Genomic DNA, 16,651 nt, shown 5'->3' on the forward strand with positions numbered 1-16,651 from the left:
CTTCCCCCTGCCCGCCCCCGCTCCACCAAGAGACGAGAGGCTAGATTGGTGAGCTGGCGCAAAAATTCAGCGCTTGTCGACAGTTGCGTCAACTTTTGACTGGTTTGCGTATGAGGCTTGAGGCTATGCTGGCCATTCGGCGCCTACAGCACCATCCGGGCCCCGCCCGCTGGTTAATGGAGCGCATTGGAAGCTGCAATCCACGGGCGGTAGCACGAGTTTTACACGGCAACATATGTATGTCGGTATCGAATATAGCGATCACCAAAAGATGCGAATAACCATTTCCAATGCATGAGAAAAACTTAAAATACTTAATCAACATTAGTTTTCACTGAAGGCTAAAAAATGGTTACTTTAATAATTAAAGTTGAGAGTTGTGTATATGAATATTGATAGTATGGATTTTCCAGATTTAGACCTATTGGGTGCTAGCCATCAAATAATGACACCAACTTTCGGCCAGTTTAGAGCAGATTACAATATCAGTGACCTAGTTGATAATTTTAACTTTGAAGATTCTCTTATAAAAATAGTGGGCCTACTATATGAGGAAGAGCTTCATAGCAATCTTGTAACTACAGAAACTATGATTCATCAGCTTTTCCTATCACAACATGGCCAGAAAGTGATGACTGATGTCGATATAAGCCAATTATTTAATGGCATTCATTCTACATATATTGGCTCATGGGAAGATCCAGCTGAAGACACGATGGTTGGTGTAATAAAGTCAGCTAAAGGCTCATATATGTTCCTCAATGGGCTATGGGAAAGCTCCAATTTTTACACACAAATATTTATCGACCTGATAGACGAAATGCCAGATATCAATCCGTTTCTTGGTATAAAGAGAGCAGTAAGGGCAATACTTACCTTATCTAACGAATCAATTAATAGGAAAAGATTGAAGCGTTATCAAAAAGGTAGTGATTATCCAAAATCTGAATGGGACTTTCATTCTTATACATCTAATGCAAATTTTAATATAGCCACTTTTTCCTTAGAAGACCTAACTGACTTGGGCGTAGATAAGAATGACCTCAATCCATTTGTTATTGACAATCCAAATCTCATTGCACTACCTAATGAGGCTTTTGGAAGTTCATCGTTGGAACGTAAGCCTATTTACAGGGCGCAAGATGGTACATATATCTTAGCTTTACCAACGGCAATAAGTGTTGCAATTCGCTTCTTTGTAATCGAACAGATAAATAGTCTTGGATTATTAGATAAGCTACTGCATCTTATGCAAGTAAAATATGTTAGTTTATTTGGTGAAAAATCATGCCTATTAGGAAAAATAAAAGACACCCCCTTTATACCATTCAGAGACTCCAATGGGATTACTGTCGGGGCAGATGCATTGGTTGGCATTGATCCTCATAGGTACGTGCATTTTTTATTGTTTTTTGATGATTTTTTTGACTATCAAAAAGGGCTCGTTAATGGCACATCTCAATCAAACATTGATCTGAAAAATGCCATTACAGAAAGAATTAAGAAGGCGTATAGATTTTCTTCAAAAATAGACGGTTTTAAGAGTGGCCTTAGCATTATTATCGGCTGTGGTTGGGGACGCGCAGTTATGATATCGTTTGAATGCGAACCAGAATCTAGTAACTGGCGTTTAGAATTCGTTCCCGCACCTGACTTCGATACATTCAATCGCATCCCTAGTATGGATCCATTTTCTTTCTGGCGATTGATTGAAGCTAAACACCGTGTTATTGAAGCAGGTATCCACACCCAAAATATAAATGGCTTACTCAATCTATATGGATGGGCTAAAGAGAATGATTTTAACATTATCCCTCATTCAGCATTTGATGAAAATTTTGGAAAATCACCATTATTATTCATGATGATCACACAAAACGCCCTATTAGATGTTCGTTGGGAAGTGCAAAATGAGGAAGATGCACATAAAACTTTCAATCCATATGGTGAATTTGTTTCTGTTAGAAGATTGAATTCGAGCAGTTACTTTAAAGAAGATCGTTTCAAACCAATTTATGCATCAATAGATGACGTTGAAAATGGTCAGTTACTTGGTCTAATTGAAGGTAATTTATGTTCATGGTGGTGTATTCCTTCATGCTATGAAAACCAGAATAGAGATCTTTTATATAGATTGTGGGGTTGCGTCTGTAATTGGATATACAGGTCTGATTTAGCTTTATTTGAACTTGGCTACTCTTCATCACACGATAAAGTTTTTTTAACGATTGATTTTGAAGATATTGACATCCCATCTCACGTGCCGCACGCACTTGACCCTGAAAGCCTAAGTACGTTAATAAAGTATTCTACATCCGTAGAAAACGGAATTTTACACATAAACTGTAAATTTTTGAAAAACTATTTACATGCATTTCATCGAGCAGATAACATTGCCGAAAAAACTATTATAAAGTCATTGCTTACGGCTTTTATCAAAGAGTCCGTCACATGTAATAATCATGAAAAGATAGTTGAAACTGTTCTAAATCATGTTTTTACAGATAACTATGGTAAAGAAGTGCATATGCTCACTGCACAGTCTTTTCTTGATTACGTTAAATTTAGCCTACCAAAACCATTAGTATTAGACCGATTTGATGATGCCACCATTAAGATCGGCTTAGCATGGAAATCTAACTCTCATACCGAACCCTGTCATATCTATGGAAAAACTGAATGCACACAATATTTACAAGACTTAACTTTAAATCTATGGAAGGAGATTCAGTCCTATTTAAAATCTTTTAATAAAAAAGAGTTAATTATTTTTTTGCTTAAAAACCATGCTGCTGTAGATGCAGACATTACGTATTGGCAGCGAACTTTCAAAGCTATGTTAGGACTTCATAATGATAAAAACGAGGTCTATTCAGTCGCACTGAATCGGATTGCATCAAATAACTCTGTACTGACAGGGTCTAGAATTCTTATTGAAATGGCTATCTGTGAATCCTTAGACAAAGGAGGAAATGTTCCAAATAAGCTGGATATAACCAAGCTCATAACTTTTGCAACAGCTATTTTCCAATATGGAAATCTATCAGATGCAATAATGTATGAGTTGGTTAAACCCCTACTAAGGCTTTCCACTTATGGAGATGTACAATTCGACCACACTGCATATGATACTGTAGTAGCTCCTTACGGTAAATCCGTTCAAACAGTGATGATGAACCATGCCTCAGGAAAGTATGATGATCATTTCTCTGAGCCTAAAATACATGAAAAAGTTGATGGCCTACTAGGTCAAGAGTTCGAATCTGCTTGGTGTGAAGAATTTGGAATATCTATCGATGAAGCCAGAAAGATTTTAGATATATTTGAAGATATCGGGATTGAAAAAAATAAAGCTGTCTATGAAATATCCTACTCAGAACTATTTTATCGTTCGAATACTCACGGTGTACCTAGTCAAGTGTTAGAATCCTTTCTAAACCGATTTACCCTACCACAAAGACCTGGCTGGATGAAACTATCTTCAGAGTTCCGTGTTAGCGATATATCTCCATGGAGATATCGACGTAGATTGTCGTTAACAGCAAGGCCATTGATTGTTCTTGGCGATGACATCATTGTTTCACCAAGTTTAATACGAAAAGGTATTTTATATTGCTTATCAAATTCATTTGATGCAACTTTAGATGGTTCTTTTTTCAACACAATCGCGATGAAAAAATGGATTGGAGAACAAAGAAATAAATCAGGACACCGATTCAACCATGAAGCCGCTGATAAGTTTCGTAGCTTTGGCTGGGAAGTTGAAGCGGATGTAAAAATCAGTAAGATTCTTAAAACAAGAACTGAGAAAGACTTTGGAGATGTTGATGTTCTGGCATGGCACCCCTCCAAAAAGATTGTCTACCTAGTTGAATGTAAAGATTTAGAATTTTCCAAAACTGAAGGTGAAATAGCCAAGCAAATATATGAGTTTCGTGGTGTTATAAAATCAGATGGTAAACCTGACCGTCTAAGAAAGCATATAGATCGATTTCATATTTTGGACAAACACATTGACAAACTAATGAATTACTTGAATCTCGAATCTATAAGTGAATTGAAGGTGATGCTATTATTTAGGCAAACTGTTCCTCTTTCCCACGATAACTCAAGTAGTGAGATACCGGTTACAGTTCAATTTTTTAATGAACTAACTGTCTAATAGATGATGATTTTTCTTTCAAAACAATTTAGCTAAGTCGTAAGCAATAAAACATACAGCTTATAAAGATGGATTCATGATGCTTTATAAACCACTGTGAAATGTATAAATACTGAAAATAAAAAACCCGCTAGCGGGTTTTTTATTTTGTATCAGTGAAGTCGTAGCAAAGGCGCTCAAGCCAACAGAAAGGCTCTTAACCGGGCAAACTCCGCTGGCAAATTAACGGAGAGCAGCGGCAGCGCGGCATGCTTGGCAAGGGGCCCCGGCAGCGGCACATCCAGATTCAGGATCTCGTCCACCGACTCCTTGAACTTGGCCGGATGGGCGGTGCAGAGGAACACCCCTACCTCGTCCTCGGCCAGCTGTTCACCCAGCAGATCCCAGGCGATGGCGCCGTGGGGTTCGCACAGATAATCCAGCTGATGCAGGCGTTTAAGCGCATCCCGAGTCTGGGCATCGTCACGCATGCCGGAGCCCAAGGTTTCCAGCGCCCAGCCCTTGCGGCGGCACAGCTCCTCTACTCGTGGCCAGTTGTTGGGGCGGCTCACGTCCATGGCGTTGGAAAGGGTCGCCACCGTCTGGTGCGGATCCCACTGGCCGGTTTTCAGGTAGCGCGGCACGGTATCGTTGGCGTTGGTGGCGGCGATAAAGCGCTTCACCGGCAGCCCCAGCGCCTTGGCGATCAGCCCCGCGGTGAGGTTGCCAAAGTTGCCGGACGGCACGCTGATCACCGCTTTGGCGCGATCTGCTTTGGGCAACTGGGCCACGGCTTCGAAGTAGTAGCAGACCTGGGCCAGCAAGCGACTGATATTGATGGAGTTGGCGGAGTTCAGACCAATCGCCTTTTTCAGCGCCTCGTCATCGAAAGATTGCTTCACCAGCGCCTGGCAGGCATCGAAGTCGCCGTCGATGGCGATGGTTCGTATGTTGCCACCCAGGGTGCAAAACAGCGCCTCCTGCAATGGGCTTATCTTGCCTTTCGGGTAGAGGATCACCACCTCGATCCCCTCCAGCCCGTAGAAAGCGTGGGCCACGGCGGCGCCGGTGTCGCCGGAGGTGGCGGTGAGTATGGTGATCTTGTCGTTGGTTCTAAAGGCCGCGAGGCACTGGGCCATAAAGCGGCCACCGAAGTCCTTGAACGCCAGGGTCGGGCCGTGGAACAGCTCGAGGGCATAGGTATTGTCTTTGAGTTTCACCAGCGGCGCCGGGAAGGTGAAGGCGGCACTGACCAGCTCATGCACCTTGGGCGCGGCCACTTCGTCCCCCAGCAAGTGGCTGAGGATGCGGGCGGAGCGCTCCACCAGCGGCAGATCCAGCAGGGCATCGACGTCCGCCAGCGGCTCGAGGGTTTCTGGAAAGAAGAGCCCCTGTTCGCGGCCCAGACCCTGACGCACCGCCTGGGCGAAGCTCACCTGTTCACTCTTGTCCTTGATATTGTAAAGATTCATAGCTCGCTTCCTGTTACCCGTGCCCCGGCCATATCGAGTTTGCAAACCCGGGCAAATCCATCTTCATTGCGCACGAAATGCGCTTCCATCCAATCTTTCATCCGCTCGGCCTGGGCCAGATCCTTCATCACCACAAACACGGTGGGACCTGAGCCCGAGATACCGGTGGCCAGGGCCCCGTTCTGGGCCGCCTGGGCCCGCACCTCGTTGAAGCCTTCGATCAGCGCCGCGCGGTAGGGCTCGGCAATCACGTCTTTCAAGACGCTGGCAGCCAACGGCTCCTGACCGGTGTAGCTGGCATGGACGAAGGCAGCTAGGCGGCGGCCATAGGTGAGGCAGTCCTGACGACGATACTGGGCCGGCAGAATGGCGCGGGCAGCGGCGGTCGAGACCACAGTGCCCGGGTAGCAGACCACCCAGTACCACTCGTCAAATACCGGAATGCCCTGGCTGATAACGCCGCCCTCCTCCACCACCAGCTGCATGCCACCGAGATAACAGGGGGCCACGTTGTCGTAGTGAACGGAGCCGGAGATCTTGCCCTCCATCTCCCCCATCAGCAACAGTAATTCATGCTCGCTCAATGGGTTGCCGTGAAAGGCGTTGAGCCCGTCCAGCGCCGCCACCACGCTGCAGGCGCTGGAACCGAGGCCCGATCCCACCGGCAGGCTCTTCTCCAGCACCATCTCCAGCGGCAACATGATCTGACCGCGCTTTTCCAGCGCCTCGCCATAGGCGAGCCAGCAGTCATAGAGGATGTTCTTTTTCGGATCATCCGGCAGCTTGTGGGCATAGCGGCCCACCGCCGAGAGGGCAAACGGCACTTCTGCCGGTTTGACCTGGACCCTGTCCCCCAAAAGGGAACCATCCACGGGGGCGAGCGCCGCCCCCAGTACATCGAATCCTACGCTCAGGTTGGCGCTGGAGGCCGGCGCATAGGCCACCACGCTCTCGTTTCGCTTCATCTCTGCGCTCATGCTTACAGCTCCTGCTTCCAGTTCTGGGTGCGCAGCACGTCGGCGAAGACGCCGGCGGCAGTCACCTCGGTACCGGCGCCGTAGCCACGCAGCACCAGCGGGATCGGCTGGTAATAGGTAGAGAAGAAGGCGAGCGCGTTCTCCCCGTCTTTTACCTTGAACAGCGGCTCGTCGGCGCCGACCGCCTTGATGGCGACCTTGCACTTGCCACCCTCGATGGAACCCACGTAACGCAGTACCTTGCCTTCACTCTGGGCCAGGGCGAACTGATCGCGGAACCAGCCGTCAGCCTCGGGCAAGCGGGCCATAAAGGCTTCCACGTCGCCGCTGACATCAAAGCCCGGCGGCAGCGCCTGCTCCACTTCCACGTCACAGAGTTCCAGCGCCATGCCTGCCTCGCGGGCCAGGATCAACAGCTTGCGCGCCACGTCCATGCCGTTGAGATCGTCGCGGGGATCCGGCTCGGTAAAGCCGTTGCCACGAGCAATCTTGGTCGCCTCGGAGAAGCTCATCCCCTCGTCCAGCTTGCCGAAGATAAAGGAGAGCGATCCGGAGAGGATGCCATCGAAGGCACGCAGCTTGTCACCGGCCTTGATCAGGTTCTGCAGGTTCTCGATGACCGGCAGGCCGGCCCCCACGTTGGTTTCGTAGAGGAACTTGCGGCGAGTCTGGCGGGCGGTGCGGCGCAGCGCCTTGTAGTAATCAAGCGACCCTGTGTTGGCTTTCTTGTTCGGAGTGACCACGTGGAAACCGGCGGCCAGGAAGTCGGCATATTGCACCGCGATGGCTTCACTTGAAGTGCAATCGACGATCACCGGGTTGATGAGGTGACTGTCTTCCACCAGCTTCTGCACCGCTTCCAGGCTGAAGCTGTCACGGGCTTCCACCAGCTGCTCGCGCCAGTTGGCAAGATTGAGCCCATCCTTGTTGACCGCCATCTGGCGGCTGTTGGCGATGCCCACTACCCGAAGGCCGGTGCCTTGCTCGGCCAGCACCGGCTGCTGGCGCGCGATCTGATCCACCAGGGCGGCGCCGACACCGCCGACTCCGACCACGAACAGATCGATGAACTGTTGGCTGCCAAAGAAGTTCTGGTGACACGCCTTGATGGCCTCCGCCACCTTGCCGGCACGTACCACGGCAGAGATGGAGCGCTCGCTGGAGCCCTGCGCGATGGCGACGATATTGATGGAGGCCTGGGCCAGCGAGGTGAAGAAGCGCGCCGCCATCCCCTTGCTGGTGCGCATGCCGTCACCGATGAGGGAGATGATGGCCAGATCCTGCATGATCTCGAGCGGGTCCAGCAGCTGGTTCTTGAATTCCAGCTCGAACTCGCGCTCCAGCACCTTGCGGGTCTTGTCCAGATCGTAGCTGTGGATACAGAAGCTGACACTGTACTCGGAAGATGATTGGGTGATGAGGACGATGCTGACCCCGGCGCGGGAAACGGCGGAGAAGATACGGCCCGCCATACCCACCATGCCCTTCATGCCGGGGCCGGAGACGTTGAACATGCACATGCCGGAGAGATCCGAGATGGCCTTCACTTTCAGATCATCATCCCCCTGCTCAACCCCGATCAGGGTGCCCGGCCCCTGGGGATTGAAGCTGTTCTTGATAAGGCAGGGGATGTGGAACTGGGCCACAGGGGCGATGGTTTTCGGGTGCAGCACCTTGGCGCCGAAGTAGGAGAGCTCCATCGCCTCCTTGTAGGAGAGGGTCTTCAGCAGATAGGCATCCGGCACCAGACGCGGGTCGCAGTTGTAGCAGCCTTCCACGTCGGTCCAGATCTCGCAGCACTCGGCGTCGACACAGGCGGCCAGCACGGCGGCAGAGTAGTCGGAGCCGTTGCGCCCCAGCAGCACGGTTTCCCCCTTGTCGCTGCCACCGGTAAAGCCCGGCATCAGATAGAGACAATCGCTACGCAGTCCCTTGGCGGCAAAGCGCAGGCGGGAGGCTTCGATATCGACATGGGCTTCCAGGTAGCCGCCATCGGTCACCAGCAGCTGCTCCGGCACGATGAGATCCAGCTCGAGGCCGCGCACCCGCAACAGCTCGTGCATAAAGGCGATGGAGAGATTTTCGCCCCGGCTCAGGATGCGAGCCTGCACGTTGTCCGGGCATAGCCCCAGCAGACGGATCCCCTGCATCAGCCGCTCCACCTGATCCAGCTCACCGGTCAGTCGGGCCTGCAGCGCCTTGTCATCCAGCGCCGGGTAAGCCGCCTTCAATCCGGCCAGCAGGCGGGAGAAGATGCCGTTGATTTCAAACAGGGTATTGGTGGCATCCATGCCGCGACTGGTCTGCTCCACCAGGGCCACCAGGTGGTTGGTCACCTTGGCCGGTGCCGACAGCACCAGGGCGACCTGAGACTGGCCATGGGTATTCACCGCGATATCGGCTACCCGTAAAAAACGCTCTGCGTCGGCCAGTGACGAACCGCCAAACTTCAACACTCTCATCGCACTCTCTCCCTGTAATCCCTTGAAAAACGGTATGAAAATAACCCAACAAAAAAGGCCCGTACTGGGTGGGTACGGGCCTTTTCAGATTTCTGTGCTTGTTCGTCAGCGCATCAACCGGCCCCAGTGCCACCTGTGGTGGTACCGGTAATAATGGTGGTGGTGGTGTGGCTGAAAAGGGGCATGACGAACTCTCTTGAACGAAGCTGGCTTTTAGCAATACCGCGCCGGGCGCCCGGCTGTCAACCTAAACCTCTTGGCCAAACTTGCGGATCAGGTCTTTGCAGAGCAAATGGAGCATATTCAGATCCCGCTGCGGCAGCATGGGTACCCGGTCCATCACCCATTGATGCAGCTTTTCATCCTGTGAAACTCCGAGTTCACCCAGAATTTCTGCTGTTTTTTGTTTCAGCACGCGAACCTGTCCGACGGTATCCCCTTTTTCTGCTACGGCCTCTGGCCCATCAAGCAGCTGGCTCAGCTCGTAGGCATACAGCATGATCGCCTGACCGAGGTTCAGCGACGGATACCCCACCTTGAGGGGCAGGTAGCTGATGAGATCGACCTGGGCGAGCTGCTCGTTGGAGAGCCCCGACTCCTCGCAGCCAAACACGATGGCGACTTTGTCCAGCGACGGCTTGGCGCGGATCTGATCGCGAATTTCCGCCGGAGTGAGGTAGTGCTGGTAGCGGCCACGCTGACGGGCGGTGGTGGCAATCACCAGATCCATGTCGACCAGGGCCTCGGGCAGGGTGTCGAAGGCCTCGGCGTTGGTCAGAATCTCCTGCGCACCGTGCGCGACCCAGCCCGCCTCTTCCTCCTCGTGCACCCGGCTCGCCACCAGTCGCATGGCGTCAAAGCCCATGGTTTTCATGGCGCGCGCGGCAGCCCCCACGTTCGCGGCGCGAGCGGGTGCCACCAGGACAAAATAGAGTTTCATTGGGTTTCCTCTTGGGCCGGGCCGAGCTGCGAAAACAGACGGCAAACAGTCGGTAAAACAGGGGCGCAATCTACCGTTTATCCCCGAAAATTGCCACTTGAACAGACGTTTGAATGTTGCCATAGTGGCCAGACGTGCGCAGAAAACGCGCACCTTTGCCCGCGCTATCGGCCCGACACAGCACAAGGAAGAGAGAGATGCCGCAGCCATTGGAACAGGCCGTCGCCGAGACCATCTTGCAACGCTTCGAGTCGTTTTACAGCCGCTTTCTCGAGATCACCCGCGGCAGCAAGAGCCGCTTCGAGAACAGTGACTGGCTGGGAGTCCAGCTCGCAGGACGGGAGCGGATCCGCCTCTATGATCACCACGTGGGCGCCACCGCCAGCTCCATCCGCCAGATGATGGGGGAGCATCACGCCACCCAGGCGCTGCTCAAACGGGTGAAAGGGGCTTTCAGCGACCTGCTGCCCCACTGCGAGAACTTCGAGGTGGCCGAGTCCTTCTTCAACTCCGTCTATCGCCGGATCTTTCGCCACCGCAACATCCGTGACGAGAACCTCTATATCCACCCGTTTCTCAGCCGGGGGGAGCACCCGGATCTGGGCAACCTGCTGCGGGTCTATCGCACCGATCTGGCCCATCTGCCGCAGACCCTGAGCCAGCTACTGGGGGATTACAGCTTCACCCTGCCCTATGAGGACAAACAGCGGGATATTGTCGACATCCACCACCATCTTGCCGAGAACGGCCCGCAAATACTCCATGAGGAGCCCTTCACCATAGAGCTGCTCAAAGAGGTGTTCTATCGCAACAAGGGGGCCTATCTGGTGGGGCTTATCCGGGTGAAGGGACAGGTGTTGCCCTTTATCCTGCCCCTGCTCAGCACGGGCCAGAGCATCTATGTGGATACCGTCATCTTCGAGCCGGCCATCGCCTCCATCGTGTTCGGTTTCGCCCGCGCCTACTTCATGGTCTATGCCCCCGTGCCGGCCCTGTTCGTGATCTTCCTTCGCCAGATCATGCCCCACAAGGCGGACTACGAGATCTACAACGCCATCGGCTGCCAGAAGCACGGCAAGACCGAGCTCTATCGCCACTACCAGCAACATCTGGCCCAGAGCCGGGAGCAGTTCGTCATCGCCCCTGGCATCAAGGGGATGGTGATGAGCGTGTTTACCCTCCCCTCCTACGACGTGGTGTTCAAGGTGATAAAAGACGAGTTCACCCCCCCCAAGGAGGTGAGCCACGCCCAGGTCAAAGAGAAGTACCGGCTGGTGAAACAGCACGATAGGGTCGGCCGCATGGCCGATACCCAGGAGTTCACCAACTTCGAGTTCCCGCTGGAGCGCATTTCACCGGAGCTGCTGGCCGAGCTCAAGGCGGTGGCCCCCTCGGCGCTCACCATCACCAGTGACAAGCTGGTGATCAAGCACCTTTACACCGAGCGCAAGATGATCCCCCTCAACCTCTATCTGGACAAGGCGGACGAGCAGCAGACCCGGCTCGCATTGGAGGAGTACGGCAACGCCATCAAGCAACTGGCCGCGGCCAACATCTTCCCGGGGGACATGCTGTTCAAGAACTTTGGCGTGACCCGTCACGGCCGTGTGGTGTTCTACGACTACGACGAGATCTGCTACATGACGGAGTGCAACTTTCGCCAGATCCCGCCGCCGCGCTATCCGGAGGACGAGTGGAGTGCCGAGCCCTGGTACTCGGTGGCCCCCAACGACATCTTCCCCGAAGAGTTCGCCACCTTCCTGCTGCAAAAGCCCCAGGTGCGGGAGATCATGATGCAGCTGCACAAGGAGCTGTTCGATGCCAGCTACTGGCAAAAACTGCAGGGCAATATCAAGGAGGGGCTGTTCGAGGATGTCTACCCCTACCGGCGCAAGAAGCGTTTCAAATACCAGCGCGGGGGATGACGGGGTAGGCTCACTCATTGTTCACGGCGATAACAGAAGGGGGTGGCCATGCCACCCCCTTCTCTTTCCGGCCATTGACGACGCCTAGCTGCCGCGCCGGCGGATCACCCCTTCCTGCATGGTGCTGGCCACCAGCACCCCATCACGGGTGAAGAACTGGCCGCGCACCAGGCCGCGCCCGCCGCTGGCGCTCGGGCTGTCCACCACGTAGAGCAGCCAGTCATCCAGCCTGAAATCGCGGTGGAACCACATGGAGTGGTCGATGGTGGCCACCTGCATGTCCGGCTCCCAGTAGGAGACGCCATGGGGCTGCAGGGCGGTGAACAGGAAGTGGAAATCGGAGGCATAGGCCAGCAGGTATTTGTGTACCCGCAGATCGTCCGGCATCTGGCCATTGGCCTTGAACCAGACGTGGCGCAGCGGCTCGTGCACATCCGGGCGGATCGGGTCGACCAGAGTCACCGGGCGAATTTCGATGGGCTTTTCGCACATGATCTTGTCCCGCAGCGCCGGCGGGATCTGCTGCTCGTAGGGGCGCACCAGCTCCAGCTCGCTCTTGAGCTGCTCGGGAGGAGTGATCCCCGCCGGCATCTGCGCCTGGTGCTCGAACCCCTCGGCCTCAATCTGGAACGAGGCGTTGAGATAGAAGATGGGTTTGCCGCCCTGAATGGCCTTGACCCGGCGGGTGGAGACGGTCTGGCCATCGCGGATGTTCTCCACGTCGTAGACGATGGGGCGATTGGCATCGCCGGGGCGCAGGAAGTAGGAGTGGAAACTGTGTACCTGGCGATCGGCGGCGACCGTCTGCTTGGCGGCTGACAAGGCCTGCCCCATCACCTGTCCGCCAAACACGGCCCGCAGGCCGAGATCCTGGCTCTGGCCCCGAAACAGGCCCTCCTCGATTTTCTCGAGCGCCAGCAACGCCAGCAGCTCGTCCAGTACCTTGCTCATGGTTCACTCCTATGTCAGAGCCGCAAAGGCTAACAAGCCCGGCCACGCCGGGCAACCACCCCGGCCCCCACCAGCCACCCGCCCGGCCCCATTAATTCAGCAATCCTGCACATTGAACAATAACGGACGCAGCAGGGACCAACGAAAAGGCCCACCTAAGAGGTGGGCCTTGAAAGTAACAATTAGAGTAACAATTAGGACACCCACATTTTTGAGTAAGCCACTATCAGGCTGCTTGCAGACACCTTGCAGACACAATGAGGGTGAGTGAATTCGAACTGACACCTGCAAAGTCAGCTAGTGAGAGAGATTTTCAGGTTTAGAAAGCAACAGCCCCTACACAGTCATTCACTGAACTGTGTGCAATACCCAGAGCTATCGACAGGGTGAACGCCAAGTAATCAAAGGCGTGGTTGATGGCATCGCCGCTGGCCACAATGGCGAGCAAACTGCTGGCATTGCTCTCTGTCTCCCACCACTCTGATCCCTTGTCGCCTAAACAGCGTCACCTGCTTCAACCAGCAGATAGCATCAAGGCCCAGTCGTTCCAGAATAGGTCCAAGGTGAGCCGGAATATGACCACGCTTGTCGGGCCGAATTGCACGACCTGTCCAATCAACCAACATTAGGTAGTCCGTGAAGGCATAGGGCAATTTTTCAGGCTTCCCCTGGCTGGCAAACGGCAGCAAAAGGGGTGGCAAAACCTCAGTCGTAGCAGGCTCGTCAAGGCGCTGCTTGATACTGGTGTAGTCACTCAGCTCTAGCCGCTCGGTCAACGCGGCTCGTATCGGATTGAGGTCAACATACGCCATACAGGCCAGCAAGGCTGATTCGGTGAGCAAAGCCTGACTCTTGAAGCGGCCCTCCCAGAAATGGCCTTTGCAACCATCTTCCTGATTGGCCTGACGGGCCAGATTTTCATTGAGTAGCCGAATAAACCAACTGATGGAGTGAAGCCGCTCCCGCCATTGGGCCAGCAATTGCTGCACAACAGCCAGTTCAGGCTCGATCAACATCTCCCCTTGATACCAACGCCTAACCAACAGCGGCCACTGGAAAAGCGCAGCCCAGCGCTCGGCCACCTCCCGCTCACTCCAGTTGGCTGCGGTATCGGGCTCCACCTTGAGCACCAGATGATAGTGATTGCTCATCACCGCATAAGCACAAATGCCGATAGCAAACAACCGCGATAGTTGCCCCAACTTGTCGACCACCCACTGACGCCGATGCTCGTAACTCTGGCCTGAATGGGCATCGCCACCACACAGGAAGGCTCGCCGCACACAGCGGCTGACCACGTGGTAGTAAGGCGTATCCTGCAAGCTGATTTGACGTGAACGGGCAATGGTCATGGCGCATCCCTCAACGGTGACCTCTCAAGTCAAGAACAGCACTACGCCACTGTCAAAAAGGTGGGTGTCCCAGATTTTGTTGATTGACCCAAAGTGGATATTCGCGAATGCCCTTAAAATAGAGATCACCTTCGCGGTAAACGTTGGGCTTCACTGCGTTCAGCGCCAACCTACAAGATTTAGCCCAACATACGAGATTTTCTCTCAAACCCGCGCCACGCTTGGCTCATATGAGGGGATGACTAAGCTCCTTATGTGAAAGATATAAAAATCGAATAAACGGTGAGGCTAATATTGGCCTCACTTTGTTATCTTATTTCTCGTTCGCCCGATCACGCCTTGCTAATCGAGCCTACGGGCTTTGACTGGGATTTTATCAATTAAGCTATTGATTTTTAATGAGTGCTCAGGATGCAGCGTTAAAAATCTTTCACACGCAAGACGAACGTAGTGATAGCAAGTTTCTTCACTAACAATGACAGTATCTGCTTCAGAAGGGGGGTAGCCAACGGCAAACTCAACCCCTTCAAAATGCTCACTTTCATCATAACTATTCATATCTGGAAAGTTACAATAAGCGCCATCTGTATTAAAACCATGCCTTTTCACTATGTGCTCAATAACATCTAAGAAATTTCGGCCAGAAAACATGGCATTGAAATACCCTATAATAACTTCATCTAAACCAGCGTACACATCTGACATTTCAAATAGGTTTTTATTCATATCGGCTCCCGAAACAAATCAATTAGGGTGATAATTTCTTACAGTTCCAGTTGATTTATCGACATATATCCTGAAGCTAATCCCATCAACACTAACATTAGTGGCGCCATTAGGACTGTTTAGTGCATCTTTATAGCCCTTAGCAGCAGCCTGTTGCCCAAGCTCCAACATTTTCTGATCATTAAATATTTTAGGGTCATAGATAGTTTTTGTTTCAGGTGTTGCTTTGTACTCCCCTGTAAGATTCCCAGCACGGTCTTTAGTCGGGATTAAATACCTCACCTCAGTGATGCCATTCACTCCCGTAGGCGTTTCGCTGACAATCTTTACATTGTATTATTTTGCAGCATCATAAAATGCATTCGCATTGTGTCCGCCAGAAATCCCTGATTTCTGTGTAAATCCATCTACAGTAGCCAGATGCTTTGGCTGATCAATACGAAAGCTAATACCATCGGGATAAGTTACCATCACCGGTTTACCTACCGCTGGTAACAATGATTCTCCCCCCTCCTTCACCAACTTGGCAGTGACTTTCTCGGTTAGCAGCGCCCCGCCTTTGATTGCACCTACACCCCCAGCGACCAGTGAAGCCCCCTCAGCCAGCAGTTTGCCATACTCCACACCAGCATTGAACGAGCCGCTGGCTCCTGCCTTCTGGTATTGGGCCTCTGCTGCCTCAATCCGAGCCAAATAACTCTGCTTTACCGCCTCCGTTGCATTACCAAGGATTTCGCCACTGTTGATTAATTCCTTCAACGCACCCAACGTCTGAACAGGATTCAGTCCCAGTTGCACCAACCCTTGTACGCTATCCACCATACCAGCGGGAACACCTGCCAACAGTCCGGCACCATAGCTGGTTTCTTGCAAGAGATTGATGGCGTCCCACTTTGCGCCATGTTGGGCGATACAGAGCAGCTCTCCCTGACACGAGGCGAAATCCTGTTCACGGGTCGCTTTCTGTTGGTGGCTTAAGTAGTTATACCGATGCACTGTCTCTGCCCGGTCAGCACCGGTATCGAAGTCAGCTGCATCGCCAGTAACTGCCGCTGCTGCAAGGCCACCCAACACCTTGTTGAGGGCAACCTGATACTCCTCGTTGCCGCCAAAGGCCCCTAGGCTCCAATTGCTGGCCAGCTCCGACATGGCACCGCCTGCAGCGAACTTGCCACCGGTAATCTCGGCAATGGCACCGCTGGTCACCCCATGGGCAGCGATTTTCCCTGCCTCTGCCAACGGGCTGTTGGCAGCATCAAATTTAATTCCTTGATCCCCTATCCAGTTGGCCGTGGCTTTACCCACTTCCCCCTGAATATTGGATAACAGGCTGGCTTTGAAGCTATCAGCAAAGTGGGAACCATTGATGGTGCTATCTATTCCGGCACTAATCCCGGCGTTGCTGGTGACCCGGTTGAAGGTATCCCACGAGAACACTTTAGTCGCCCCCGGCTGGGCATAGGGAGCGGGAGCGTTGGGGGCACCGCTTGACAAGCCAGCCCATTCGTTAAAACCAGTCAAGGCCCCCGCCGTTGCCAAAAAGGTGGGTGTCCCAGATTTCGTTGAGGTCGATGTTACCCGCGGTGATGACGCTACCGGAGAGATGGCGTTTATCGGCCTCCACCAGATAGAGCTTGGGCGCGAGCACAATCTGGCAGTTGAACCAGACCGGCAGGTTAAGGTGGGTGTCCCAGCTCTTTGACAC

General features: G+C 52.7%; 12 protein-coding genes and 1 other annotated feature. Of the genes, 2 read left to right on the forward strand and 10 right to left on the reverse strand.

The features are described from left to right. Positions 1–385: 385 nt before the first annotated feature. Positions 386–4,162 carry a hypothetical protein gene (locus tag ACB028_RS04035; RefSeq protein ID WP_156130596.1) on the forward strand — a complete coding sequence of 1,259 codons (3,777 nt, stop codon included), beginning with the start codon at positions 386–388 and terminating at the stop codon, positions 4,160–4,162. Positions 4,163–4,338: 176 nt separating this feature from the next. Here the strand turns inward: ACB028_RS04035 and thrC are convergent, their stop codons facing one another. The 4 genes from thrC to ACB028_RS04055 form a co-directional block, all read right to left on the reverse strand. After that, positions 4,339–5,613: a threonine synthase gene (gene thrC / locus ACB028_RS04040; RefSeq protein WP_371143573.1), complete on the reverse strand. Its 1,275-nt coding sequence runs from the start codon at positions 5,611–5,613 to the stop codon at positions 4,339–4,341. Beyond that, positions 5,610–6,578 carry a homoserine kinase gene (thrB, locus tag ACB028_RS04045; protein ID WP_371143774.1) on the reverse strand — a complete coding sequence of 323 codons (969 nt, stop codon included), beginning with the start codon at positions 6,576–6,578 and terminating at the stop codon, positions 5,610–5,612. Before thrB ends, thrC begins: the two co-directional genes overlap by 4 nt. Positions 6,579–6,592: 14 nt before the next feature. Beyond that, on the reverse strand, positions 6,593–9,052 hold the full coding sequence (thrA, locus tag ACB028_RS04050; protein WP_371143574.1) for a bifunctional aspartate kinase/homoserine dehydrogenase I: 2,460 nt from the start codon (positions 9,050–9,052) through the stop codon (positions 6,593–6,595). A 48-nt stretch (positions 9,053–9,100) separates the two neighbouring features. Then, positions 9,101–9,233, reverse strand: a sequence feature (Thr leader region). Between the two features lie 66 nt (positions 9,234–9,299). Next, positions 9,300–9,992 (reverse strand): tRNA/rRNA methyltransferase, encoded by a 693-nt coding sequence (locus tag ACB028_RS04055; RefSeq protein ID WP_371143575.1) that lies wholly within the window; start codon positions 9,990–9,992, stop codon positions 9,300–9,302. A gap of 197 nt (positions 9,993–10,189) precedes the next feature. Here ACB028_RS04055 and aceK point away from each other — a divergent pair, with 197 nt between their 5' ends. Further along, positions 10,190–11,917 (forward strand): bifunctional isocitrate dehydrogenase kinase/phosphatase, encoded by a 1,728-nt coding sequence (gene aceK, locus ACB028_RS04060; RefSeq protein WP_225634435.1) that lies wholly within the window; start codon positions 10,190–10,192, stop codon positions 11,915–11,917. 84 nt (positions 11,918–12,001) lie between these two features. Here the strand turns inward: aceK and tesB are convergent, their stop codons facing one another. The 6 genes from tesB to ACB028_RS04090 form a co-directional block, all read right to left on the reverse strand. After that, complete coding sequence (gene tesB, locus ACB028_RS04065) at positions 12,002–12,868, reverse strand: acyl-CoA thioesterase II (RefSeq protein ID WP_042072908.1); 867 nt, start codon at positions 12,866–12,868, stop codon at positions 12,002–12,004. Between the two features lie 401 nt (positions 12,869–13,269). Next, complete coding sequence (locus tag ACB028_RS04070) at positions 13,270–14,220, reverse strand: transposase (RefSeq protein WP_371143576.1); 951 nt, start codon at positions 14,218–14,220, stop codon at positions 13,270–13,272. 342 nt (positions 14,221–14,562) lie between these two features. Then, on the reverse strand, positions 14,563–14,946 hold the full coding sequence (cdiI, locus tag ACB028_RS04075) for a ribonuclease toxin immunity protein CdiI (protein WP_268855759.1): 384 nt from the start codon (positions 14,944–14,946) through the stop codon (positions 14,563–14,565). Positions 14,947–14,964: 18 nt separating this feature from the next. Further along, positions 14,965–15,246, reverse strand: a complete 282-nt coding sequence (locus tag ACB028_RS04080) for a CdiA family toxin C-terminal domain-containing protein (protein ID WP_371143577.1) — start codon at positions 15,244–15,246, stop codon at positions 14,965–14,967. A 36-nt stretch (positions 15,247–15,282) separates the two neighbouring features. Continuing rightward, positions 15,283–16,467 (reverse strand): DUF637 domain-containing protein, encoded by a 1,185-nt coding sequence (locus ACB028_RS04085; protein WP_371143578.1) that lies wholly within the window; start codon positions 16,465–16,467, stop codon positions 15,283–15,285. Beyond that, on the reverse strand, positions 16,454–16,651 hold the full coding sequence (locus ACB028_RS04090) for a hypothetical protein (protein WP_216994071.1): 198 nt from the start codon (positions 16,649–16,651) through the stop codon (positions 16,454–16,456). Before ACB028_RS04090 ends, ACB028_RS04085 begins: the two co-directional genes overlap by 14 nt.

Origin of the sequence: Aeromonas sp. S9(2024) (assembly GCF_041403185.1) — a bacterium.
Taxonomy (GTDB): domain Bacteria; phylum Pseudomonadota; class Gammaproteobacteria; order Enterobacterales; family Aeromonadaceae; genus Aeromonas; species Aeromonas enteropelogenes.

Excerpts from the sequence above, each read along its gene's own strand:
- tesB (WP_042072908.1), bottom strand. The coding sequence starts at position 12,868 with ATGAGCAAGGTACTGGACGAGCTGCTGGCGTTGCTGGCGCTCGAGAAA.
- aceK (WP_225634435.1), top strand. The coding sequence starts at position 10,190 with ATGCCGCAGCCATTGGAACAGGCCGTCGCCGAGACCATCTTGCAACGC.
- ACB028_RS04035 (WP_156130596.1), top strand. The coding sequence starts at position 386 with ATGAATATTGATAGTATGGATTTTCCAGATTTAGACCTATTGGGTGCT.
- thrC (WP_371143573.1), bottom strand. The coding sequence starts at position 5,613 with ATGAATCTTTACAATATCAAGGACAAGAGTGAACAGGTGAGCTTCGCC.
- cdiI (WP_268855759.1), bottom strand. The coding sequence starts at position 14,946 with ATGAATAAAAACCTATTTGAAATGTCAGATGTGTACGCTGGTTTAGAT.
- ACB028_RS04055 (WP_371143575.1), bottom strand. The coding sequence starts at position 9,992 with ATGAAACTCTATTTTGTCCTGGTGGCACCCGCTCGCGCCGCGAACGTG.
- ACB028_RS04070 (WP_371143576.1), bottom strand. The coding sequence starts at position 14,220 with ATGACCATTGCCCGTTCACGTCAAATCAGCTTGCAGGATACGCCTTAC.
- thrB (WP_371143774.1), bottom strand. The coding sequence starts at position 6,578 with ATGAAGCGAAACGAGAGCGTGGTGGCCTATGCGCCGGCCTCCAGCGCC.
- thrA (WP_371143574.1), bottom strand. The coding sequence starts at position 9,052 with ATGAGAGTGTTGAAGTTTGGCGGTTCGTCACTGGCCGACGCAGAGCGT.